Raw genomic sequence first — 23,538 nt, 5'->3', positions numbered from 1 at the left:
TTGATTCATATTGTTCTCATTATTGGCGCAATAATTATGGTTTTCCCCTTTATCTGGATGGTATTAACTTCATTGAAGACCTTCGGGGAAACTACACAAGTCCCACCCGTTATTTTCCCCGAAAAATTCCAATGGGAAAATTATTTAAATGTCTTTAATAGTCTGCCCTTTCTGTCGTTCTATTGGAATACCATTGTTTCAACATTGGCTAAGGTCATTGGACAAGTGATCTTTTGTTCGCTGGCAGCTTATGCATTTGCGAGAATTAAGTTTCCCGGAAGGAATTTCTTATTCATTCTGATGTTAGCCGTTTTAATGGTTCCTGGACAAGTATTCCTTTTGCCGCAATATATGATAATGGCAAAATTGGATTGGTTGAACACTATACAGGCTCTGATTGTCCCGGGATTATTCAGTGCGTTTGGAACATTTCTTTTAAGACAATTTTTTATGTCTCTGCCAAAAGAAATAGAAGAAGCAGCAAGGTTGGATGGTTGTAATCACTTCCAAATTTATTGGCACATTATGATGCCATTAGTTAAACCGGGATTGTTGGCGTTGGCGATTTTTACTTCTTTATGGGGCTGGAATGACCTATTATGGCCGTTAATTGTAAATAGTTCGCCGGACAAAATGACGTTATCTGCTGGACTTGCATCACTCCAGGGTCAACATTATACAAATTACGCGATCTTAATGGCGGGGACGGTACTGGCTATTTGGCCAATGATTTTAATCTTTATTTTCCTTCAAAAGCAATTTATTGAAGGTATTTCGATCACAGGATCAAAATAAAAATAATAAAAAGGGATTGCTGATGCCTGAGCTAAGGAAGAATAAGGATGAAATCAAGCTTGTTGGATTGACAGGATAAGTATTGATGGATATAATAAATTTAATTAACTTTCTAAATATTAAAGGAAAAAGACGATATGCGTTAATTAAACTTGGAGGAAAGATGAAGATAATGGAACCATTGGAACATGGAAGCTTTATTCCGTTGTACCATCAATTAAAGGATAGGCTGAAAAAGTCAATTGACAGCGGGTCATGGGAAACCGGTGACAAAATTCCATCTGAAAATCAATTGATGGACCAATATAATGTGAGCCGAAACACTGCGAAGAAGGCAATAGAGGAGCTTGTTCAAGAAGGTATTCTTTATCGGATACAAGGGAAAGGCACGTTTGTGGCCAAGCCGAAGCTCGAGCAATCACTGATGGGATTTTACAGCTTCAGCAAAGTGCTGAAAGACCAAGGCATGAACCCCAAGGATATTATCCTTAAAGTAAATGAGACGGAACCTGATCCAAAGGTAAGGGAAGCCCTGCAATTGGATGAAGGGGAGACGGTGGTGGAAATGAAGCGTCTTCGCTGTGCGAATGACGAGCCATTTATTTTAGAATCCTCTTACTTGCCGAAACGTGTCGTTTCAGATTTGAACCAATTGGATAATGTTGGTCAAGTTTCGCTGTACGATTTACTTGAACAAAAATTCAACGTTGTCGTCAGCCGGGCAAAAGAGGCTTTTGAACCGGTATTAATACGCAAAGAAGAGAGCAGATATCTTAAGACCGAAGAAGGTCTTCCAGCTTTATTGTTAGAACGTATTGCTTACGAAGTGAACGGCACTCCGGTAGAATTTTGCCGATCTATCGTCCGCGGCGACCGGTGCCGCTTTTACACAGAATTAACCTAACGTTGAAACTCTCATAGCCAAATGGCTGTGAGTTCTTCATACATTTACTTGTACCAACAACCCATTGATAGTAGAGGAGTGGAAAGATGGGACTCGTGACAACGAAAGAGATCTTACGGGATGCTTATCAAAATCATTATGCTGTAGGTGCCTTTGGCGCACATAATCTCGAAATCATTAAAGCGGTTATCGCCGGTGGAGAAGAGCTGGGTGCGCCCGTTATTCTGCAAACGACGCCGGGTACCATTAAGTATGTTGGCATCAACTATATGAAGGCAATGGCCGAAGCGGCTGCTGAAGTAGCGAAAGTTCCTGTTGCTTTACATTTAGATCACGGCGACTCGTACGATACGGTAATAAAGTGCTTGCGGGCTGGTTATACCTCTGTCATGATCGATGGCTCAACATTGCCTTTTGCAGAAAATATCAATCTGGTTAAGAAAGTCGTGGAGGCTGCCCATTCAGCAGGTGTCCCTGTTGAGGCAGAGCTCGGTACAATTGGCGGAGTCGAGGATGACCTGGTGATAGAAGATGTGAAGGCTTTATTGACCGATCCGGATGCGGCGGAACAATTTGTCAAAGAAACGAATATTGACTCATTTGCCCCAGCATTTGGCACCGCTCACGGCATGTACAAGGAAGAGCCAAAGCTTGCATTCGATTTGCTTGATGACATTTATAACCGTACAGATTGTCCGCTTGTCATGCATGGCGCTTCAGGTGTTGCTGCCGGCAGTGTCCAAAGAGCATTAGATTTTGGTGTGACAAAAGTCAATTTCTCAACTGAATTAAAAGATGTCTTTGCTGAAGAAATCCGCCGTTTCTTTCATGAACATCCAGAGCAAAATGATCCGCGCAAAGTTTTTGTTCCAGCGAGAAACAGGGTTACGAATCTCGTAAAGGCAAAAATAGACATGCTTCAGGGTACGTGTAAGGTTTGATGCCATGATTACAACGTTGACATTGAACGCCGCCTTAGACAAAACCTACTATTTGCAGACGCTATCCATAGGGCAAACGAATCGGTTAAGAGATGTCCATATTGAACCAGGGGGAAAGGGGATTAATGTCGCCAAGGTTCTCCACTCTTTGGGGTTGGAGGTGACAGCGGGCGGATTCATTGGCGGAAACAATGGCAAAGTCATTTCTGCCCTTTTACAAGACAGAGGGGTGGGCCATGAGTTTATCGGCATCCAAGGCGAATCCCGGACATGTCTGACAATTATTGATAATGAGCGGGAAGAGGAAACTGAGATTTTGGAGTCGGGGCCAAACATTTCCTCAGAAGACTGGGAGAAAATATGTCATTTTACAGATGCCGCGGCAAAGAAGAGTACTATCATGACTTTATCAGGCAGCCTACCACAAGGCGTCCCTGCTGACGGTTATGGGCAGCTCATCGATATCATAAAGCAAAATGGTTCAAAGGCTATCTTGGATTCAAGCGGAGCAGCTCTTCGCTATGGATTGGAAAAGGCACCTTTTGCAGTGAAACCAAACGAACGTGAATTAAAACAGTGGCTTAATAAAGAAACCCTGTCCCTTAGCGAAGCGTTGGAAGCAGGCAAAATGTTCATTCAAAAGGGCATTCAATATGTGTGCCTTTCGCTTGGGAAAGAAGGCGCTTTGTTTTTTACTCGGGACGAAGTCTTTCATGTGAAGGCGCCGGTTGTTAATGCTGTCAACACCATTGGCTGCGGTGATGCGATGGTAGCGGGGTTAGCGGCGGGTTTTTATCAAAACCTTCCAGCCCGGGACGTCATTCTATTGGCAGCAGCATGCGGTTCGGCTAATGCTATGATGCCGCAAGCGGGTCAAGTGGCATTAACGGATCTGGAAGAGCTTAGAAAGCAAGTTGTTGTGAAGAAAATAGATAATATTCTTAGTTAACAAGGGAGGACTTGATTGATGCATACGGATCATGAAATCTTAGATCAGGCAAATCAATTGCAAATAACTTTTAATGAGGTAATTAATCAATCTTTTGAAAATAACCAGTATGACATGCATCTCTTTATCGGATGCGGTACATCGTTTTATCTTGCTGCTTCGGCAGCCCGGTATTTTCAGGCGGTGACAGGGGAATTCGCAGTTGCTCTTCCTGCCTCGGAGATCTTTTTGGACACGGACTCTGTCCTTTCAGGTAATAAGAAATATCAGGTTATGGCGATTTCCCGTTCTGGCACAACATCAGAAATCATTGCGGCTCTCAAATTTTTGCAAGGCCGTCCTAATGTCGAGACACTTTCGATCACGTGCCATGGTGAAAGTGAGATTGCAAAACTATCAGATCAAAGCATTGCACTCAACCACATTAATGAAAAAAGTGTTGTGATGACACAATCTTTTTCGAACATGCTCTACGCTTTACAAATTTTCGCAGCGAAAAAGGCAGCATCTGCGAAGGATCTAGATGAGTTAAAAGCTGTGCCAAAGCTGACAGGCAGCCTTCTGGATAACTGGGAAAAAACGAAGGAAGTGGCTGATCAATTATCATATCAGCGGTTTGTTTTCCTAGGGTCAGGTTATTACAATGGTATTGCGAAGGAAGCGACACTGAAGTTAAAAGAGATGACACAAACAGAGTGTGAAAGCTATTCCAACCTTGAATTTCGTCATGGCCCGATCTCAATTGTTGATGCGTCAACCGTTGTTGTATTGCTGTCAAAGCCTGAAACTGAAGCTCTTGACCAAGATCTGGTACGCGATATACAAAAGGTTGGCGGTAAGGTTTTGACAATCGGACCGGTTTCGGAAACCTTTACTTCAGATTATACTATTCAGCTGGAAGCATCACTTGCTAACCGAAACAGATTGGTGCTGTACATCCCTCACCTTCAGCTTTTGGCTTACCATCGCGCCATAAAATTAGGCTATAATCCGGATCAGCCTCGGAATTTAACCCAGGTTGTCACGGTAAATCTAGCATAAGGACGGGGACTGCAATGACTCATGTTTTAGCAGCCGACATCGGCGGAACGAAGATTGCTGCAGCACTTGCACATGAAAAAGCCGGTTTTACTGCCAGGACACAAGTGGAAAGCGCCGCGCATGATTCTGAAGCATTATTTGAATCATTACTTTCAGCGTTTTCGAATGTACTAGATGAAGCCGATACACCACAAAATGATATCCAGCATATTGGTATCGGTGTTCCTGGTAAAGTCGATCCGGTAAAAGGACTCGCGGTCTATCAAAATAATCTGTCATGGCGGCATTTCCCTTTGGTTTCAAGGTTAAAAGAGGTCTTTCCCAAAGCTGACATTGCTATTGAAAATGATGTGTATATGGCAGCCTATGGGGAATGGCAGGCACGAAGACTTATGCAGGAAACGTTTGTCTATCTCACTGTAAGCACTGGGATCTCAGCCTGTATTATTCATGAAGGCAGGTTTATCCGCGGGGCCGGCATGGCAGGGGAAATAGGTTTTACCGTCCTGAACCATGAGGACGAAGTCAAGACACTTGAAAATCTCGCTTCAGGTCCGGCGATAGAAAAAGAGGCAAGCCGGACTTTTGATAATACTGCATTGACGACTAGGCAAGTGATGGATCAATACAAAAATAACGATCCAAGGGCATCAGCTATTATCGGTAATGCCGCAGGACATATTGCCCGCGGCCTGCATCAAATCATTTCAGTCATAGATCCCCATGTCATTGTACTTGGCGGCGGGGTGATGAATAACCAGCCGCAATTCGTTGAGCTGGTGAAGGAAAAGATGACTCCTTTGATTCAAAACCCTATCCAAAACGATGCATTGGAGCGGATCTGGCCAAGTCATTATAAAGGTGATGCCGGTTTGCAGGGGGCAGTGTGGTATACGCTCAGAAACAACGAAAAGCAGGATTTAATAGAAAGGCAGTGAACTTGCATGACCAAGCCGAATGTCTTATTGATCATGGTTGATCAGATGAGAGCAGACTGTCTAAGCATTCTAGATCATCCGGCCGTTGATACCCCAAATTTGGATCAGCTTGCAAGAACAGGTACGCTTTTTAAAAACGCCTATTCGGCAACGCCTTCCTGTGTGCCGGCGCGGGCGTCGCTCTTAACCGGCATGAGTCAAACGTCAACGGGACGTGTCGGTTACCAAGATAAAGTGCCATGGAACTATGAACACACCCTAGCCGGTGAATTTACAAAAGCCGGCTATCATACCCAATGTGTCGGGAAAATGCATACTTATCCTGCTAGAAACCTTTGCGGATTTCATCATGTCGTACTGCATGATGGTTATCTTCATTACAACCGCTTCAAACACATTAATGTGGAAGTTGAATCTTATAATTACGGCGGGGATGATTATTTGCCATGGTTAAAGGAGAGGGCAGGCTCTAGTGCGGATTTAAATGATTTGGGACTTGACTGCAATGCTTCGACCGTGGCGAGACCATGGCATCTTCCCGAAGCTTGGCACCCGACGAATTGGGTTGTATCTGAATCAATTGATTTCTTAAGAAGGCGCGATCCATCGAAGCCGTTTTTCTTAAAGATGTCTTTTGTGAGGCCGCATCCGCCGTTTGATCCACCGCAAGCCTTTTTCGATATGTATAAGGATGCTGACCTTCCAGATCCGGCCATGGGTGATTGGGCTGATATTAATGATTTGGAAAAGAGCGGCTTAGATCCAACGACTTCAAAAGGAAGCGTGCCAAAGAACCGCTTCAAACGCGCGCAAGCTGCTTATTACGCGCTCATTACACATATAGATTACCAGATTGGCAGGTTTCTAATGGCTATGAAGGAACATGGTGTGCTGAATAATACAGTCATTTTATTCGCATCGGACCATGGCGAATTGCTTGGCGATCATCATCTGTTCCGCAAATCTCTTCCATACGAAGGGAGCGCAAACATTCCATTTATTTTATCTGATCCAGGGAATGTATTAAAGGGCAAGAGGAATCATGAAATAGAAGAAGTCGTGGAAATTCGTGACATTATGCCAACCTTGCTTGATGCCGCAGGTGTTTCCATTCCGAAGTCTGTTGATGGAAAAAGTGTATTGCCATTATGTTCTGGAGCGAATATTAAATGGCGTGATTATCTGCATGGCGAGCATGCCGCAGGGGACACTTCCCACCACTATGTGACAAACGGCAAGGAGAAATATATCTGGTTTTCACAAACAGGTGAGGAACAATTATTTGATCTAGTGAATGATCCACAAGAGATCGTTAATTTGGCGGATGCAGCTGAGTACTCTGACCGCTTAACATTTTGGCGAGGTATGCTGATTAAGGAATTGGCCGGCAGAGAAGAAGGCTATACAGACGGGGAACAACTCATTGTTGGGGCAAAGCCAAAAGCAACATTAGATCATGTGTTTATTTCCGAAAAGACCCACCCTTAAAAGGTGGGTTTTATTTTTTCCCTTCCTTTATTGACAATCACATCAAATCCTTTTAATTTTAACGGTAGGATATTAATGAATTTTGGAACGGGTCGAGGGAGGTGCCAGTGGTCATGTTACATATATTAATCGCGGATGATGATGCACATATTCGTGAATTGCTAAAACATTACCTTCAAGCGGAAGGTTATGTTGTATTTGAAGCAGAGGATGGAGAAGAGGCCTCGGCATGCCTTGCTGCGGAGCAAATCCACCTAGCTGTTGTGGATGTGATGATGCCAAATAAAGACGGGCTCGAGGTGTGCGAAGAAATAAGAAAGTATTATGATTTTCCCGTTATTATGTTAACGGCGAAAGATCAGCTGTGGGATAAGGAGCAGGGGTTCTCAGTCGGCACGGATGACTATCTGACCAAACCTTTCGAGCCAAAAGAGTTGTTGTTTCGAATAAAAGCCTTGCTCCGGCGTTACCGAATGGTTAATGCTGATAAGATTCAGCTAAATGGCACAGTGATTGATCGAAAAAGCTATGAAGTACATTGCAGCGGCAAGCTGATTATGCTGCCGATGAAGGAATTCGAATTGCTGTCACAGCTGGCAAGCTATCCTGACCGCATTTTTTCCCGGGAGGAACTGATCGAGCTTATCTGGGGAACAAATTTTGCAGGTGATGATCGCACAGTGGATGTCCATATTAAGCGGCTGCGCAAACGTTTTTCAGAGCGCACGGATGATTTTAACATCAAAACTGTGCGGGGGATCGGGTATAAATTGGAGGTTACGAAACGTTGAGAACACTTTATTTACGCATTGTCATGACAACGATCCTCGTCATGATCCTAAGCAGTCTGTTCGCTTTTATCATATCAAATGCCTACTACCAATTTGCATTAAAACCATACAATGACAAAAAAATAACCCGGATGGCAAAAGATGTGCAAACATTTTACAAAAGCAACCCAGATGTTAATCTTGATGCTTATTTGGAAAACATCGGCCGCTTAGGCTATCAGCTCTATTTAGCAGATGGGAATCATCAAGGCTCTTTTTTCGGCGGTGAATTCAGGAAAAAGGATCTAGACCCGAAAGTCATCCAAAAGGTTATTGATGGCAGCACCTATCATGGCATCATTCAGTTTCCCTCAAAATTATTTGTTACAGGTTTCTTCGACAATGCACTTATCAATACCATAGGTGTGCCAATAAAGGTTGATGGGAAGCCTTCCGCTCTCTTTATTAGACCAAATGTCGAGGTTCAATTTGGGGAGCTGCGAATCTTTTTTGCGGTGATCCTTGTCTTAACCATTTTTTTAAGCATAATCTTCGTCGCAGTCAGTACCCGTTATATTGTTAAACCGATTACAAAGCTGACAGATGCCACCAAAAGGATCGCAAAAGGGAAATATAATATTCAATTAAATGTTAAACGGCGTGATGAAATAGGCAAGCTCGCAAGTAACTTTTCGCAAATGGCCAGAAGCCTTGAGCAGCTTGAAGAGATGCGGCAAGAATTTGTGTCAAACGTGTCACACGAAATCCAATCGCCGCTTGCCTCTATTCAAGGCTTTTCTCAGACACTGCAGTCCAAACAATTACCTGAAGACCAGCGACAGCATTATTTGTCTATCATTGAGGACGAAAGCCGCCGCATGTCCCAATTAAGCAAACAATTATTGACGCTTGCCTCCTTAGATAAAGAAGAAGGGTTGCTGGAGAAAAGCACGTTTGATGTTGCGGCACAAATCAAGCAAGTCTTGTTCATGACGGAATGGAGCTGGCGCGAAAAAGACTTGGCTATTGATATGGAACTGCCTTCGACTTATCTATATGGTGATAAAAAACTGCTCCATCAGGTTTGGACAAACCTTATTACTAACAGTATTAAATTTACTGAAGCGGGCGGGACGCTGTTGATCAGGCTTGGTAAAAAGGATAACACCTGTCAAATTGAGATTGAGGACACCGGCATAGGGATTTCAGATAAAGATTTGCCAAATGTGTTTCATCGCTTTTACAAAGCGGACAAGGCAAGGGAACGAAAAGAAGGATCAAGCGGATTAGGCCTTGCGATTACGAAGAAAATCATCGACATGCATGAAGGAGAGATTCATGTTGAAAGTAAATTAGGGGAAGGGACCATTTTCCGTATTGAACTTCCGCGAATGTAATTTTCCGTTCATATTCCGTTCATATTCGCTTCATATACTTTAATCAAGGCAGGCGAGAATGATTCAAATGCCAGCCTATAATTTGAAGGAGTTGAACGGACGTATGTTTCTTGCATTACGCGAATTCAAACATGCTAAGCTGCGCTATCTATTGGTGGCTTTAATTATGATTCTTATTGCTTGGCTCGTTCTTTTTGTATCAGGACTTGCTAAAGGGTTATCTTCTGACAATGCTTCATCTATTCAAAACATGAACACGGACTATTTGGTGCTGCAAAAGCAAGCGGATAACAGGTTAAACCGGTCTGTTATATCAAATGATACATTGAAAGATGTTCGCACATTCGTCTCTGATAAGAAATCGACGCCATTAGGTGTGCAAATGACTACATTGACGAAAGATGGCTCTGCGAAAAAGGTGGACGTCACGTTTTTTGCCATTAATACGAATGGCATGCTTGCCCCGGATGTTGCGGAAGGCAAAATGATCAATAACACAACAACCAATGAGGTTGTGGCAGACAGTTCCTTAAAGGATAATGGCTTTCATTTAGGAGACATTGTGAAGGATCAAGCTTCAGGGAAAATCTTTAAAATTATTGGGTTTACCAAGGAACAATCCTTTAGCCATGCACCGGTTATTCACATGAATTTCAAGGAATGGGATGCAATTCACAAGGCGAATGCCCGCGGAGGCGAATTTTTTAATGCCGTGGCATTAAAAGCAAATCAGGATAAAGCTGATCAAATAGATAATAGCGTATCAGGCGTTGATGTCATTACCAAAAGCGATGCCTTAAAGGGTATTCCTGGTTACAAGGAAGAACAAGGTTCACTGATCATGATGATCGCTTTCTTGTTTGTGATTGCGGCGGTCGTGCTTGCTGTCTTCTTTTACGTCATAACGATACAAAAAATGAATCAGTTCGGTGTTTTGAAAGCAATCGGGGCAAAAACCGGTTATCTGGCGAAGAATATCGTTTCCCAGGTCCTGCTGCTTACGATAGCAAGTCTTATAATCAGCATCGCGCTGACTTATGGTGTGGCATTTATTTTGCCAAGCAGCATGCCGTTTGATCTCAGTCCACAATTAGTTCTAGGCTGCTCAGGACTCTTTTTGGTTGTCTCTGTGATCGGATCGTTATTATCGTTATATCGTGTGGCAAAAATTGACGCGATTGAAGCAATTGGGAGGGCTGTGTAATGAGTGACAAACTTGTACTCGATAATATCAGCAAAGTATTTGGAGATGGGGATACCTCGGTTAAAGTGCTTGACCGTGTCTCCTTGCAAGTTAAAGCGGGTGAATTTGTGGCTGTTGTCGGACCTTCAGGCTCTGGCAAAAGCACCTTTCTTTCGATTGCAGGAGCCTTATTGTCACCAACCAGCGGGCGAATTTTCCTTGATAATAAAGAAATAAATAAAATACCTGAGCAAAAAATGAATCGGATTAGATTAGAAAAAATCGGTTTTGTCTTCCAATCGGCGAATTTGATCCCGTATTTAACAGTTCAAGATCAGCTGCTGCTCATTCCCAAGTTAGCAGGTAAGCGCAATAAAAATGCTGAAAAGAGGGCAGATGATCTTCTCAAGCGCCTTGGACTCGACCACCGCCGCAGTCATTATCCAGAAAGTTTATCTGGAGGCGAACGGCAGCGCGTAGCTATCGCAAGGGCTTGGATGAACGACCCGGAGATTATTCTTGCCGATGAACCAACTGCAAGCCTTGATTCCGAACGCGGCAGAGCTGTTGTCCAGATGCTTGCGGATGAAGTGAAACTAAGGGATAAGGCGGCTATTATGGTCACTCACGATAAGCGGATGTTAGACCTTTGTGACCGTGTTGTCTATATCGAGGACGGGCAGCTTTCCGAGCAGCCGGTCAATGAAACGAAAACGTCATAAGGAAGTAAAAAACTCGCCGCTAATGGCGGGTTTTTATTGATCAAATCAGCAACAAAGCCTTATTAATATATCGGAAGGACATGTTATATTAATGGTATATTAATATTGTAACAATAATCGATATTTTCCAACATGATTGATATCTTTATTTCATCAACATTTTACATATAACAACCTTTTAATATAGCTTTTTTTAGTAAACCCATTAAAAATAGTGGGTTGTTTTGGCGTGTTTTGTAAAACTTTCGTCAACTTTTTTAGTAATATCTATTTTTTTATGAATAAGTTATCGAAAAGGCATGATTTTAATAAAATTTTATTAATATTTTTTCAATTCCTTTACATAGCAGGCAATAGGCGGCCATTTCTCTAATTGTGTTAGTAGCGATACACCAAGTTGTGTGTCGAAACAACAGGAAGGGATGGTTGATAAAGATGAAAAAGTGGGTGAGCGGTTCTTTTGCCACAGTCATTGCCGCAGCAACGATTGGAATGGGAGGGATAACACCAGCTTCGGCAGCCACTGCGGGGGATAACGCATTAAAGGATATGAAGTCAATGTCGAAAGGCCATTTTCAAATGGTGACGAGTAAGGAAAACAATGTACCAACTTTTGTTTCCGGAAAGCTATCCAAAGAAAAGATTACCTCTGTCGCTGATGTGAAAAATTATCTTAAGAAAAAAAGTGATCTTTTTAAAATGGATCCCGGGAAGGATTTAACCTTCAAGAAAAAGACAACGGATAAATTGGGGATGACACATTATGAGTTCCAGCAAACCGTGAAAGGTGTTCCTGTAGACGATGCCATTTTTACTGTTCATACCAATAAAGCTGGAGAAGTCACTTCGGTCACCGGCCAGGTTTACCCAAAGGCCACGCAAGCTGTTGATAGTGTGAAGGCTGGCCTGTCGAAAGATGAAGCTGTCCAAAAAGCATGGCAGCACATTGATCTGACTAAGAAGCAAACTTTGGGGGCTAAGGCGGACGGCCAAAAATCGCTGGCTTTTAAATCTAATGTCGAAAATACGGCAGAAAAAAGCAAGCTTGTCGTTTATCCGGAAAAGGATAAAAGTGCACTTGCTTACCATGTTGAACTTCAATTTATCAAACCATATCCGGCAAACTGGCAAATTATTGTCGATGCCAATGACGGCCATATCATTCAGGCAACAAATGCGGCATCCGATGCAACGGGCAGCGGTACAGGCGTTCTAGGGAAGAAGCTGACGTTTAATACGACACTTAATAATGGCGCTTACGTCCTTGTCGATCAATCAAGGGGCGGCGGAGTCGAAACTTATAGCGCGAATAATGGAAGCTCATTACCGGGTGACCTTGTAAGTGATGCTGATAATAGCTTCACAGATAAAGGTCAAGCGGCTGCGGTGAGTGCTCACTATAACATTGAAAAAGTATACGATTATTATAAAAATAATTTCAATCGAAACAGCTATGATAATAAGGGGGCAACCCTGAAGTCCACCGTCCATTACGGCAATGACTACAATAATGCGTTCTGGAATGGTCAGCAGATGGTCTATGGTGATGGTGATGGCCGCACTTTCATCCCGTTATCCGGAAGCTTGGATGTTACCGGCCATGAATTGACACATGCCGTGACAGAATATACTGCAGGGCTGCAATATCGTAGTCAACCCGGAGCTTTGAATGAGTCCATGTCTGATGTGTTCGGCAACTTCATTGAAGGCAACCACGATTATCTCGTCGGTGAGGATGTCTACACGCCGAATACACCGGGAGATGCCTTAAGAAGCATGTCAGATCCGACAAAATACGGCCAGCCTGATAATATGAGCGATTATGTTCATACAGGTCAAGATAACGGAGGGGTTCATACCAACAGCGGCATCCCTAATAAAGCTGCTTATCTGACGATTGAAAGCGTCGGTTGGGACAAAGCGCAAAAAATCTATTACCGGGCGCTGACGACTTACCTTTCACCAAGAAGCCAGTTCAGTGACGCAAGAGCAGCGCTTCTTCAGGCAACAAGTGATTTGTACGGCCAAGGTGCCGAATATAACGCCGTTGCCAGCGCATGGGACCAAGTCGGAGTGAAGTAATTAATTAAGGGGTCTGACCCTCAGGGGTCAGACCCCATTTTTAAAGGAATTGAAACAAACTTATCGAATAAAAATAGGTAACAACTTTATTCTGGAGAAAGGGGCAGATCGTATGAAACCAAAGATTGTTACAAAGGATGCATTTCATATACATGGCATTGGTGTCCGGACATGCAACGAAGGAGAAAGCGGTTATGATGGGGTGATTCCAAAACTGTGGGGCCAATTTTATGATCAAAAAATAGTTGAAAAAATACCCTCACGCCCGTGCCAAAACATTATTGCCCTTTATACGGATTATGAAGATGGGGTGTCAGGGCATTATACAATAATGATCGGCGCAGAAACCTATTCCCCTGAAGAGGTCTCTGAGGGATTGATTGCGAAAACTGTTCCATCAGCTAAATACATTATATTCACATCAAATAAAGGAGAAATTTCCAAGGTAGTCCCTGAAACATGGCAGTCAATTTGGACATTTTTTAATGATGATTCATCTTATAAAAGGGCATATACGGGGGACTTTGAACTCTATGATACGAGAAGCCACGACCCGAACAATGCGGAAATCGATATTTACATAGCTGTGAAATAAATAATTACAGATAAGGACCGCCCTGCTGTGCGCTGTTTTCCTCCCACTGTGAATACAAACCGCTGCCATCGCAGCTTTCACAATCGAAAACAGCCGCTGATTCATAATCATAAATCGCTGTATACCCTCGGCCCTTACAATCCGGACATTTATCTAGGGCTTTCATTTTAGATAAATGTTTTTCATACCTGTCAGACCGCCAATTAGAAACTGCATTGAAAAGACCCATTTTTTCTCACCTCAAATCATTTTCATTATTTTTGGGGTAAGCATTATTTTTTATACTATTTTATGGGTAAATGTCATCTATGGTTATCAATTGAATAAAGAAAACTAGCCGATTGGCGAGCCTTTGGTGAAGACAGAGGCGTAGTTGCACTTATGTGCGTCAGAAAGTTATACTTTCTGATTAACTTAAAAAAGGAAGGCATCATACCGCGATGCCTTCCCTTTGCTTAACTTAAAAATGTCCCCATGACTTTATTTACATAGGCCTTTGTTTCTTTAAAAGGCGGGATGCCGCCAAATTTTCTAACATTGCCTGCTCCAGCATTATAGGCTGCTAAAGCAAGCGGCTTATTGCCGTCAAATTGGTCCAGCATCTCCCTTAGATACCTTGTTCCGTCGTCAATATTCTGGGCGGGGTCATACGGATCTGTTACACCTAGAGCACGTGCGGTTTCCGGCATGAGCTGCATAAGTCCCCGGGCCCCAGCAGAACTTGTGCTTAAGGGATTACCGCTTGACTCATGATGAATGACAGCCTTAATTAATTTTGGATCGACACCATATTTTTCGGCTGCCTCTTGAATGATTCCGTCATATTTGTTTTTTGTTATAACTTTGGAATAATGGTGGGGCACAGCTGTTACCTGATCAAGCCGTCCTAATAAATAGTCCTCCGGAGTGATCTTCAATGAAGGTGATGTTTTAAGTAATGCCGAATCCGGGGTGATTGCCTGCAATGGGGACTGCTCAAGCATCATCAGCATGGTTTCCATTAAATCTGAAAATGATTGTGTCCCTATCAATGATGTTTGCTGCGCTCTTGTCGCTATTCCTTGATACTGATCTAACTTGCCGATGGCAGGCATCCATTGAAAATTTGACGCCATATGTTATCCCCCATTAATTTGCTCTTTATAGCGATTAAAAAACCGAATAATCTTATTTTGTGTCTTGCGGGCCGGGATGTTATGCGCCGTAAGTAATTGATCAAAAGCTTCTTGCCCGTCAGTCCGGTCAGATGCTTCAAATTCCAGCTCATAATCCTCGTGATCAAGATAAAAGCTGTGGTCCAGCACCAGTTCCCCTGACATAAAAGGGATTTCCGCACGGTCTGTCGTTAATTGGCCTAGAAACACCAAGTCCTCATATGGTATATCGGCTCTCCGCAGCAATGTTTGAACATCACCTGCCGGCAGCTTAGCAGTCTTGATCATTAAGCTTGCTTCAGATTCACTGAGGTGTTGGTGGGTTTCCAGCAGACCTTCAGGGTGAGGCTGTTTTAACGTGAGCTGGTATTGTCCGTTTTTAAAACGGATTCTCAGAGCTGAGTGGTTACCCTTAATGGAAAAATCCTCGGTGTCAAAATAATAATTAATTTGCCGTTTAAAATGATTGGCGGTCATGTTAAGAGCTGTGCGGAGCTTTTCAAATTCGCCCTTTTTTAAAATATTTTTGAATTCAATCTCGATCTCTTGGTTCATAAGAAAGATACCCCTAGCTTTATTTGGTAAGTTTAAATGAATTATGACATAATGGTATAGGGGAAACAACTCCCAAATGATCGGAAATGAGTATGATCCGTTATTTTTTAGTTGAAAATCTACAGGTGGTGATTTCGATGGATTGGGATGTATTTTTAACACCTTATAAACAAGCAGTAGATGAATTGAAAATTAAATTGCGGGGCTATCGCGAACAATATGAAATGGCGTCCCAACATTCACCGATTGAGTTTGTTACCGGGAGAGTCAAGCCGATCCCGAGCATTTTAGATAAGGCCAGGAGAAAAAGTATACCCCTAAATCAGCTTGATACCCAAATGCAGGATTTGGCAGGTGTGCGGGTCATGTGCCAGTTTGTTGATGACATCAAAATTGTCATCAATTTAATCAAGAGCAGGACGGATTTTGATATTGTTGAAGTAAGAGATTACATAGCAGACAAAAAGGACAGCGGCTACCGTTCATATCACCTCGTCGTTAGCTACCCTGTAATGACGATTGCGGGCGAGCAAAGAATTTTGGTGGAAATTCAAATCCGGACCCTTGCTATGAATTTCTGGGCGACCATTGAGCATTCTCTAAATTATAAATATGAGGGACAGATCCCTAAGGATGTCAAAGACCGATTGCAGCGGGCTGCAGAAGCTGCCTTTCGCCTCGATGAGGAAATGTCGCAAATTCGCGGCGAAATTCAAGAAGCACAACAACACTTCATCCTAAAAAAATTAGATCAATAAAGAAGGCATCGTTCGCTTCAAAACGATATCCATTAGAAAAATCAAAAGCAAATAAGGGTGGTTTCAATGAAATTTGCCATACAATCGAAGGGCGATGACACATCAAATGAATTAAAGGACCAAATAAAGAGCCACTTAAGGGGATTTGAACTGGCTTATGATGAAGAGGAACCGGATATCGTCATATCCGTTGGCGGTGACGGCACCTTATTGCATGCTTTTCACCGCTATGTGGACCGCTTAAGTCAGACAGCTTTTGTTGGCGTGCACACCGGGCATTTAGGCTTCTATGCCGACTGGACGCCTGACGAGGTTGAGAAGCTCGTCATCCACTTAGCAAAAACACCATTCCAAGTCGTCGAATATCCTCTGTTGGAGGTAACGATCCGCTTTAACAGTGAAGGGCTTGAAAAACGATACCTTGCATTAAATGAATGTACTGTCAAGAGTATGGAAGGGTCGCTTGTGATTGATGTCATCATTAAGGGTGAAAAATTTGAGACTTTCCGGGGTGATGGGTTGTGCATCTCTACGCCTTCAGGAAGCACCGCCTATAACAAGGCTTTAGCCGGTGCGATTATTCATCCATCATTGCCATCAATACAACTGGCCGAGATGGCTTCCATAAATAATCGGGTCTTCCGAACAGTCGGTTCCCCGCTTGTGCTGCCGCAACATCACACATGCAATTTGCGCCCGGTTAATGATGTGAATTTTGATATATCGATTGACCACCTTTTTTTGGTTCACAAAGACGTTAAATCCATTCAATGCCGTGTTGCAGATGAACGGGTCCGCTTTGCCCGATTTCGCCCCTTTCCGTTTTGGAAAAGGGTCAAGGATTCGTTTATTGGCTAATATACAGCAGGTGCGCAAATAGAAAGGAATCATCATGGTCCAACAACCCTTTTTCATTGATACGGTAATCGCCCCTTCTTATGAAGGTATGTTATTAAGAGATTATTTAATTAAAAAAGTGCGCCTCTCTAGGAGGGCCCTGAAGGCTGTTAAATTCCGCGATGGGCGGCTGTTGATCAATGGCGAAGAGCAGACTGTCCGCTACCGTTTGAAAGCCGGTGACAAACTTTCCATTGTCTTTCCGCCGGAGGATAAGAGTCCTTCTTTAAAAGGGAAGCCGATGCCACTGGATATCATTTTTGAAGATGAGCATGTCATCGTAATTAATAAGCCGCCTGGCATTCCGGTCATTCCGTCGCAAAAATACTCAACGGATACGCTGGCAAATGGCGTTTTAGCGCATTTGGAGAAACAGAATTTGGCTTATACCGTTCATACTGTTACAAGGCTTGATCGTGAAACATCAGGACTTCTTTTGATTGCCAAACACCGCCACGCCCATGACTTTTTTGTTAAAATGCAAAAGGCTCATGAGGTGCATCGCCGTTACTTGGCTGTTATTCAGGGGAATTTGGAGAAAGAGGAGGGTGTGATCGACGCTCCGATAGGCAGGAAGGATGGCAGCATTATTGAACGAACGGTTAGGTTGGACGGCAAACCGGCCCGTACAAATTACAAGGTTATAAAGCGTTTAAAGGACTTAAGTGTTGCGGCCATTAAGCTCGAAACAGGGCGAACACACCAGATCCGCGTTCATTTTTCACATCTTGGGTACCCGCTGGCAGGCGACGATCTATACGGCGGATCTCTTGAAATCATTGGACGGCAGGCCTTGCACAGCTTTGAGCTAAGCTTCCGGCATCCATTTACTGATGAAAATATGCTTTTTCAGGCACCCTGTCCTGAAGATATGAGGGCAATTATTGGGGAGATTCCTCTTCAAATGATCTGAATTTCTCTTCAACATAAGGCTGATCAGAGGGCACAGAGACTGTCGCCATTTCAGGGTAGCGTAGTGCTGTCAGCTTTCCGCCAAAGACACACCCTGTATCAATGTTAACCGTCCTGTTTTTCCATCTGGGTTTCTGGACAGGGGTGTGGCCGTAGACAATCCAGGCCGCGCCGCGATAATGCTTCGCCCAGTCTCTTCGTTCGGGCAGTCCCCGCTCATCTTTTTGGCCAGTTGTATCACCGTATAAAACAAAGGATTCAACTTTTTTGCTCGTCTTGCCGATATAGTCCTCTCTGATACCGGCATGTGCGATAACAAGCCTGCCATCTTCTAAAGTCAAATATATGGGAGCTTTTTCGTATAACCACATGAACATATGGTGGGCCTTTTTTCTCTCCTTCTGATTTAAATGATTCAATTCGGCAACCGTCGTTTCCAAGCCATGCTTGACTTGTACAGGACGACCAAGCATAAATCGATATAACTTGTTGCAGTGGTTTCCAGGGACATATAATGCTGCTTGGCTTTTGACCAGCTGATAGACCACTTCGACAACTTTAAGGGAGCGTGGGCCCCGGTCAGTTAAATCGCCGAGAAAAACAAGCTGCCGATTCTCAGGGTGTTGAGGGCAGTCATTCGTCCAGTCGTATCCCAGTTCCTCCGTCAGCCGCTTAAATTCATCAAAACAGCCATGTATATCCCCGATAATATCAAACATGTTCCTAACCTCCGAACTAAAGAATGTGACGTTTCGCAGCAAGGATTATTATCCATAAAAATAGTTTTATTTATGCTAATTAAAAAAAAGCAAAGCATCAAATGAGATGTTTTGCCTTTTCCATTTTACTTAAAACATATATTTTCTTGTTCTGGATTGAATACTTAAAATCAAGCCGACAGCCATGAGGCTTGTCAGAAGAGAACTTCCCCCGTAGCTTAAGAACGGCAAGGTAATCCCAGTGATCGGCATCACTTGAATCGTCATCCCAATATTTTCGAAGATCTGAAAGGTGAACATACCGATTAGACCGGTGCAAATATAGCTGCCAAAGGGATCATGGGTGCCGATCGCCGCATGGATCATTCGGTAAATTAACATAAAGAACAAAGAGATTACAACAGCCGCACCGACGAATCCGAATCCCCCGGCGATCACCGCAAAGATAAAGTCAGTGTGCGCTTCAGGAAGTGAAACTGAACTGCTGTCAAGTCCCGTTCCGTATAATTGCCCCGGGCCGATTGTATATAATGACCTTATTAATTGATAGCCTTCATGGTTACCATATTGTTCCGGCTCCAACCAGCCATAGAAACGATCAATTTGGTGGCCTTTAAGAAGCAGTTTAATGACTTCTGGAAATTGAAACCAGCAAAAAGCGAAAAAACCGAGTCCGAGCAGGACAAACAAAAACAAAATGAGAAGAATCCGCCATCTAATCCCGGAAATGATCACAAGTGCAGCGATGATAGCTGCCATTACTAGCGCGGTTCCGAGGTCGGGCTGAATAAGTACAAGAAAAAAAGGAATGCCTGCAACAACAGCGATTTTCCCCAATAACCAAATATCGTCACGCAATGACTTAACATGATGGGTTTCATTGTGTTTGACAATCACTTGGCTGAGTGACAAGGTCAGAAAAATTTTCATAAATTCCGACGGTTGAAGGGAACCAATACCAGGTAATTTGTACCAACTTAAGGCTCCTTTACTTTCATCAGCAAATGGCACCGGCACACCAAGTTTTGCGGCTGTGAGTCCGAGTAAAAGCAGAATCCCAAAACCGTAAAAAAACCAGTGAAGGTTTTTGAGCCGTTCATAATCAAACAGAATAACAACCAACGCGGCAATTGCCCCAATGGTGTACCACATAATTTGTCTTTTGGCGAAACTGCTGCCATCCACATCCGGCGCATTTTGAATGGCTATAATACTTGAACAAAACAGTAAAAAGACGATAAAGATTAATGTATAATCAAGTTTCGAAAATAATTCGCGGTTATTCATAGTCATCGATCCTTCATTTAATAAAATACGCTTAAACATTATTGAACAATATACAAATAGAACGGATGGAACTTATTGATGTTTTAAGTGAAATGATTTAAACCACGGCTGTGATGTCATAATAAAGCATACATCTTTTTATTTTGGGGCAATAAGCTTTTATAAGTTTACCCGTTACTAATCATAGCTTAAAGTGATTGGAATGAAAACAGAGGAAATAAAGATGACATAGAATTTTTATCTTTTTACTGATAACAGGTGCCTGCGGAGGGTTTTAGATAAGGTGGAAAATGCGCAATTTGAACCGGACTGAAAATCTTATAAAAAGGTATAAACATTTTTCTTGAAACATTAATATAAGTCAGTTAGATTTAGTAGAGCTTTTTATTTTATCTAATTTAGAAGTGCCAAAAAAACAAATGGAAAGTTAATAAAAGTGTGGGGTAAATATGGTTTCTTATTTGTAAACAAAAAGGAGGTTATTCATGCATTCATCAGTTACATCCTTAATAGTTGTTTTAATCGCCGCTTTTCTGACGCCGATTATCCTCAATAAATTAAAGCTAAATGTGATCCCGGTAGTTGTCGCCGAAATTATCGCCGGCTTAATTATCGGTCAAAGCGGATTCGACCTTGTGCATCATGGGCATTGGATCGATATCTTATCAACCCTGGGCTTCATTTACTTAATGTTTTTAAGCGGGGTGGAGATCGACTTTTCCGTCTTTTTGACAAACGGAAAGAAAAAGACATTGCCAAACGGAAAATTGGAACCTAACCGTTTTGGATTGTCATTCATGGTATTCGTGATGATCCTAGTGCTGTCTTTCCTAATTTCTCTTGGCTTGGTCTTGATACATTTTACTAAAAATCCCTATTTTATGACCTTGGTCATTTCCACGATTTCGCTGGGTGTTGTCATGCCGACATTAAAGGAAACAGGGCTGATGAAAACGGTGATTGGGCAAATTCTCCTGCTCATTACCGTTATCGCTGACCTCGCGACAATGATTTTATTATCCGTGTTCGTATCCTTTTACGACCCGGGCTCGGGGGATATGTGGCTTCTATTGATACTGTTTGCCGCTGGTGTGATCCTTTATTTTATTGGAAAGGGATTCCGGCACATGTCATTTCTCGATACCTTATCCAAAGGTACTGTCCATATCGGTACGCGGGCCGTGTTTGCGTTAATTATCTTGCTTGTCGGTTTATCGGAATCGGTCGGGGCAGAAAATATCCTTGGAGCTTTCCTGGCGGGTGTCCTTGTATCCTTGCTTTCACCGAATCGTGAAATGGTTCAAGAACTCGATTCATTTGGCTATGGTTTTCTTATTCCGATTTTCTTCGTGATGGTTGGCGTTGACTTAGACATATGGAAGCTGTTCCAGGATAAAATAATCTTTATTTTGATCCCGCTTTTATTTGTTGGGCTCTTGGTATCCAAAATGGTTCCAATTATAATCTTGAGAAAATGGTTTGATTGGCGAACCGTGTGGGGCTCAGGCTTTTTATTAACATCGACATTATCTTTGATTGTTGCTGCGGCAAAAGTCGGTGAACGTATTCACGTCATCGATAATAGAATGTCTTCAGCGCTGATTTTACTTGCTGTTGTGACATGTTTAATCACACCGATTGCTTTTCGTAAGGTTTTTCCAAAGCGGATTTCAGAAACAAAGAAAAAACTCGTGTTTGTCGGCGCAAACCAGTTAACTCTGCCGCTGTCTTTGGAGATGCATGATAACCAATTTGAAACGAAGATATACCATACAAAATTAGAAAAAAATAAGGAAGAGGATGCGGATCCTCATTTCAGCGTCCAAGAGCTTGAGAACTATGAACTGTCGACATTAGAAGGAACCGATATTTTATCCGCTGATATATTGGTTATAACAACGGGCAATGATGAAACAAACGCTGAAATAGCCGAGTTTGCCTATGACAATAGAGTCAAACGTATAATAGTAAGAATTGAAAGTCCGGAGCTGGGCGACGGGCTTAAGGAAAAGGGTGTTGAGGTTTTCTCATCTTATTTCTCAATTAAATCCATGCTGAAAGCCATTATTCAATCCCCAACGCTGGTAAATATGTTAACAACAAACGAAGGCGGCTTGTACCAGATCGAAGTTGCGAACAACGAGTATGCAGGGACAACGCTAAGGAAATTTCCATTTCTGGGTGATATCATTATTGTTCGGATCTATCGGGGAAAAGACTTCATCGTTCCACATGGCGACACTGAAATTAATATAGGTGACCGCCTTATTGTTACGGGAGGTAAAGAACATGTTAACCAGCTAAGAGAGCTGTTAACATAATTTAAAAGAGGCTGAGACAAAACTAAAAGGGTTCATTCAAATGCCGAACAATAAAATTTAAAAATATAATAGCAAATGCGAAGCGTAGTCAAAATATGGACACTCCTACGGGAACAGCACGTGTCCGAAGACCCCGCAAGAAAGCGTTTTTTGCTTTCTGAGGAGGCTCGGGCCGTGCCCGTGGAAAGCGAAGTATTTTGACGGAGCGCTCCGTTCCTTTCTTTTGTAAAATAAAAATCCGAATCATTCAGATGGAATGTCTGAATGAGTTCGGATTTTTCTATGAGTAAAAAACTTCTGTCCCAGACTCTTTTCGCTTTTTACTTGAAGGTAATTGATTAATTTCTTATTAATAAAGATAGAATTTGTCTTGCCGAATATTTTATATGGCAGGTTAGTGGAATTTAAATGAAATGGAATATATAAACGTAAGGATTATGGTGTAAATAATTCGGGATTGAAAAATCTATTGACTCAGAAGTGCTTAGGCAGTAAAATGAAAAAGTTGCTATTTAAGCATTAAATAAAGCATTTTAATTTTTAAATAGTAATCTATTAATTGTTTGTTGACTTTTATTTTGGTGAATGTTATAATATTAATTGTCGTCGCAAGAAAGTAGATTTCAATAAGAAATCTCAAAAACAACTTTTTTAAAAAAAGTATTGACTTCGGCGATTCGATAGAGTATAATTTTAAGAGTCGCCAATAAAGCGGCGCAGAAATCAAAACGAATACGAGAAGAGTTAACGCTCTTTGTGTCCTTGCACAATAACATCGCGCTTCGCGTCATGTTATCACGCAAATCACAGCGTACTCGAGAAGAGTTAATGCTCAAAAACATCGAATAATGTGTGTTTTCTCGCAAATCGATGTTAACTTGAGAAACTCACTTTCTTTGCACAACAACACTTTGATTTTGTTGGTGTTGTCACGCAAGTCGAAGCAAATCGAGAAGAGAATGCTCCTTGAAAACTAAACAAAAGCCAAGCGTAATTGAAAAGGGCAACCTTTTGAATTAAACAGCTAAGGATCATAACGATTGAATGACAAGTTGCTAAGCAACTTAATTATAATGATGCATCGCGCATCACAACTTTTTGAGAGTTTGATCCTGGCTCAGGACGAACGC

At 42.4% G+C, this 23,538-nt stretch carries 22 protein-coding genes; 17 read left to right on the top strand and 5 right to left on the bottom strand.

Annotation, left to right across the window (positions count from 1 at the left end):
* Positions 1 to 36: 36 nt before the first annotated feature.
* From EV207_RS18110 to EV207_RS18050, 13 genes are all read left to right on the top strand, one after another.
* Complete coding sequence (locus EV207_RS18110; RefSeq protein WP_243647141.1) at positions 37 to 795, top strand: carbohydrate ABC transporter permease; 759 nt, start codon at positions 37 to 39, stop codon at positions 793 to 795.
* Positions 796 to 958: 163 nt separating this feature from the next.
* The gene (locus EV207_RS23765; RefSeq protein WP_279389205.1) at positions 959 to 1,699 is read left to right on the top strand and encodes a GntR family transcriptional regulator; all 741 of its coding nucleotides are present in this window, start codon (positions 959 to 961) and stop codon (positions 1,697 to 1,699) included.
* Positions 1,700 to 1,785: 86 nt separating this feature from the next.
* Entirely contained in the window at positions 1,786 to 2,640 is an 855-nt protein-coding gene (locus tag EV207_RS18100; protein ID WP_132747562.1) for a class II fructose-bisphosphate aldolase, read from the top strand.
* Positions 2,641 to 2,644: 4 nt separating this feature from the next.
* Positions 2,645 to 3,589, top strand: a complete 945-nt coding sequence (pfkB, locus tag EV207_RS18095) for a 1-phosphofructokinase (protein ID WP_132747561.1) — start codon at positions 2,645 to 2,647, stop codon at positions 3,587 to 3,589.
* 18 nt (positions 3,590 to 3,607) lie between these two features.
* Positions 3,608 to 4,630, top strand: a complete 1,023-nt coding sequence (locus EV207_RS18090; protein WP_132747560.1) for an SIS domain-containing protein — start codon at positions 3,608 to 3,610, stop codon at positions 4,628 to 4,630.
* Between the two features lie 14 nt (positions 4,631 to 4,644).
* On the top strand, positions 4,645 to 5,568 hold the full coding sequence (locus EV207_RS18085; RefSeq protein WP_132747559.1) for an ROK family protein: 924 nt from the start codon (positions 4,645 to 4,647) through the stop codon (positions 5,566 to 5,568).
* Positions 5,569 to 5,574: 6 nt separating this feature from the next.
* Positions 5,575 to 7,056 carry an arylsulfatase gene (locus EV207_RS18080; protein WP_132747558.1) on the top strand — a complete coding sequence of 494 codons (1,482 nt, stop codon included), beginning with the start codon at positions 5,575 to 5,577 and terminating at the stop codon, positions 7,054 to 7,056.
* A gap of 113 nt (positions 7,057 to 7,169) precedes the next feature.
* Positions 7,170 to 7,847, top strand: coding sequence for a response regulator transcription factor (locus EV207_RS18075; RefSeq protein ID WP_132747557.1), 678 nt, complete (start codon positions 7,170 to 7,172; stop codon positions 7,845 to 7,847).
* Entirely contained in the window at positions 7,844 to 9,223 is a 1,380-nt protein-coding gene (locus EV207_RS18070) for a sensor histidine kinase (protein WP_132747556.1), read from the top strand. The genes EV207_RS18075 and EV207_RS18070 overlap by 4 nt, the downstream gene beginning before the upstream one ends.
* 103 nt (positions 9,224 to 9,326) lie before the next feature.
* Positions 9,327 to 10,427, top strand: a complete 1,101-nt coding sequence (locus EV207_RS18065) for an ABC transporter permease (protein WP_132747555.1) — start codon at positions 9,327 to 9,329, stop codon at positions 10,425 to 10,427.
* Positions 10,427 to 11,128, top strand: a complete 702-nt coding sequence (locus EV207_RS18060; protein ID WP_132747554.1) for an ABC transporter ATP-binding protein — start codon at positions 10,427 to 10,429, stop codon at positions 11,126 to 11,128. Before EV207_RS18065 ends, EV207_RS18060 begins: the two co-directional genes overlap by 1 nt.
* A 435-nt stretch (positions 11,129 to 11,563) precedes the next feature.
* On the top strand, positions 11,564 to 13,210 hold the full coding sequence (locus tag EV207_RS18055; protein ID WP_132747553.1) for a M4 family metallopeptidase: 1,647 nt from the start codon (positions 11,564 to 11,566) through the stop codon (positions 13,208 to 13,210).
* 112 nt (positions 13,211 to 13,322) lie between these two features.
* Positions 13,323 to 13,805 carry a GyrI-like domain-containing protein gene (locus tag EV207_RS18050; RefSeq protein WP_132747552.1) on the top strand — a complete coding sequence of 161 codons (483 nt, stop codon included), beginning with the start codon at positions 13,323 to 13,325 and terminating at the stop codon, positions 13,803 to 13,805.
* Between the two features lie 4 nt (positions 13,806 to 13,809).
* Here the strand turns inward: EV207_RS18050 and EV207_RS18045 are convergent, their stop codons facing one another.
* From EV207_RS18045 to EV207_RS18035, 3 genes are all read right to left on the bottom strand, one after another.
* Positions 13,810 to 14,034, bottom strand: coding sequence for a methionine aminopeptidase (locus tag EV207_RS18045; RefSeq protein WP_132747551.1), 225 nt, complete (start codon positions 14,032 to 14,034; stop codon positions 13,810 to 13,812).
* A 226-nt stretch (positions 14,035 to 14,260) separates the two neighbouring features.
* A complete protein-coding gene (locus EV207_RS18040) occupies positions 14,261 to 14,920 on the bottom strand; it encodes a lytic transglycosylase domain-containing protein (protein WP_243647139.1) in 660 nt (219 codons plus the stop codon).
* A gap of 3 nt (positions 14,921 to 14,923) precedes the next feature.
* Positions 14,924 to 15,514: a CYTH domain-containing protein gene (locus EV207_RS18035; protein ID WP_132747550.1), complete on the bottom strand. Its 591-nt coding sequence runs from the start codon at positions 15,512 to 15,514 to the stop codon at positions 14,924 to 14,926.
* A 137-nt stretch (positions 15,515 to 15,651) separates the two neighbouring features.
* Here EV207_RS18035 and yjbM point away from each other — a divergent pair, with 137 nt between their 5' ends.
* From yjbM to EV207_RS18020, 3 genes are all read left to right on the top strand, one after another.
* Positions 15,652 to 16,272: a GTP diphosphokinase gene (gene yjbM / locus EV207_RS18030; protein ID WP_165887002.1), complete on the top strand. Its 621-nt coding sequence runs from the start codon at positions 15,652 to 15,654 to the stop codon at positions 16,270 to 16,272.
* Positions 16,273 to 16,338: 66 nt separating this feature from the next.
* Complete coding sequence (locus tag EV207_RS18025; protein WP_132747549.1) at positions 16,339 to 17,130, top strand: NAD kinase; 792 nt, start codon at positions 16,339 to 16,341, stop codon at positions 17,128 to 17,130.
* Between the two features lie 34 nt (positions 17,131 to 17,164).
* The gene (locus EV207_RS18020; protein WP_132747548.1) at positions 17,165 to 18,082 is read left to right on the top strand and encodes an RluA family pseudouridine synthase; all 918 of its coding nucleotides are present in this window, start codon (positions 17,165 to 17,167) and stop codon (positions 18,080 to 18,082) included.
* Here EV207_RS18020 and prpE read toward each other — a convergent pair.
* Together prpE and EV207_RS18010 are read right to left on the bottom strand one after the other, a co-directional pair.
* Positions 18,051 to 18,800, bottom strand: coding sequence for a bis(5'-nucleosyl)-tetraphosphatase PrpE (gene prpE, locus EV207_RS18015; protein WP_132747547.1), 750 nt, complete (start codon positions 18,798 to 18,800; stop codon positions 18,051 to 18,053). The two genes, EV207_RS18020 and prpE, sit on opposite strands and share 32 nt — an antisense overlap.
* A gap of 129 nt (positions 18,801 to 18,929) precedes the next feature.
* A complete protein-coding gene (locus EV207_RS18010; protein ID WP_132747546.1) occupies positions 18,930 to 20,087 on the bottom strand; it encodes an FtsW/RodA/SpoVE family cell cycle protein in 1,158 nt (385 codons plus the stop codon).
* A gap of 485 nt (positions 20,088 to 20,572) precedes the next feature.
* On the opposite strand from EV207_RS18010, the gene EV207_RS18005 reads away from it, so the two are divergent.
* Positions 20,573 to 22,408 (top strand): monovalent cation:proton antiporter family protein, encoded by a 1,836-nt coding sequence (locus EV207_RS18005; RefSeq protein ID WP_132747545.1) that lies wholly within the window; start codon positions 20,573 to 20,575, stop codon positions 22,406 to 22,408.
* Positions 22,409 to 23,538 lie beyond the last annotated feature (1,130 nt).

The organism is Scopulibacillus darangshiensis, from assembly GCF_004341035.1.
Lineage (GTDB): Bacteria > Bacillota > Bacilli > Bacillales > Sporolactobacillaceae > Scopulibacillus > Scopulibacillus darangshiensis.
The sequence above is the reverse complement of the archived record's forward strand: the minus strand, read 5'-3'. Positions and strand labels throughout refer to the sequence as shown.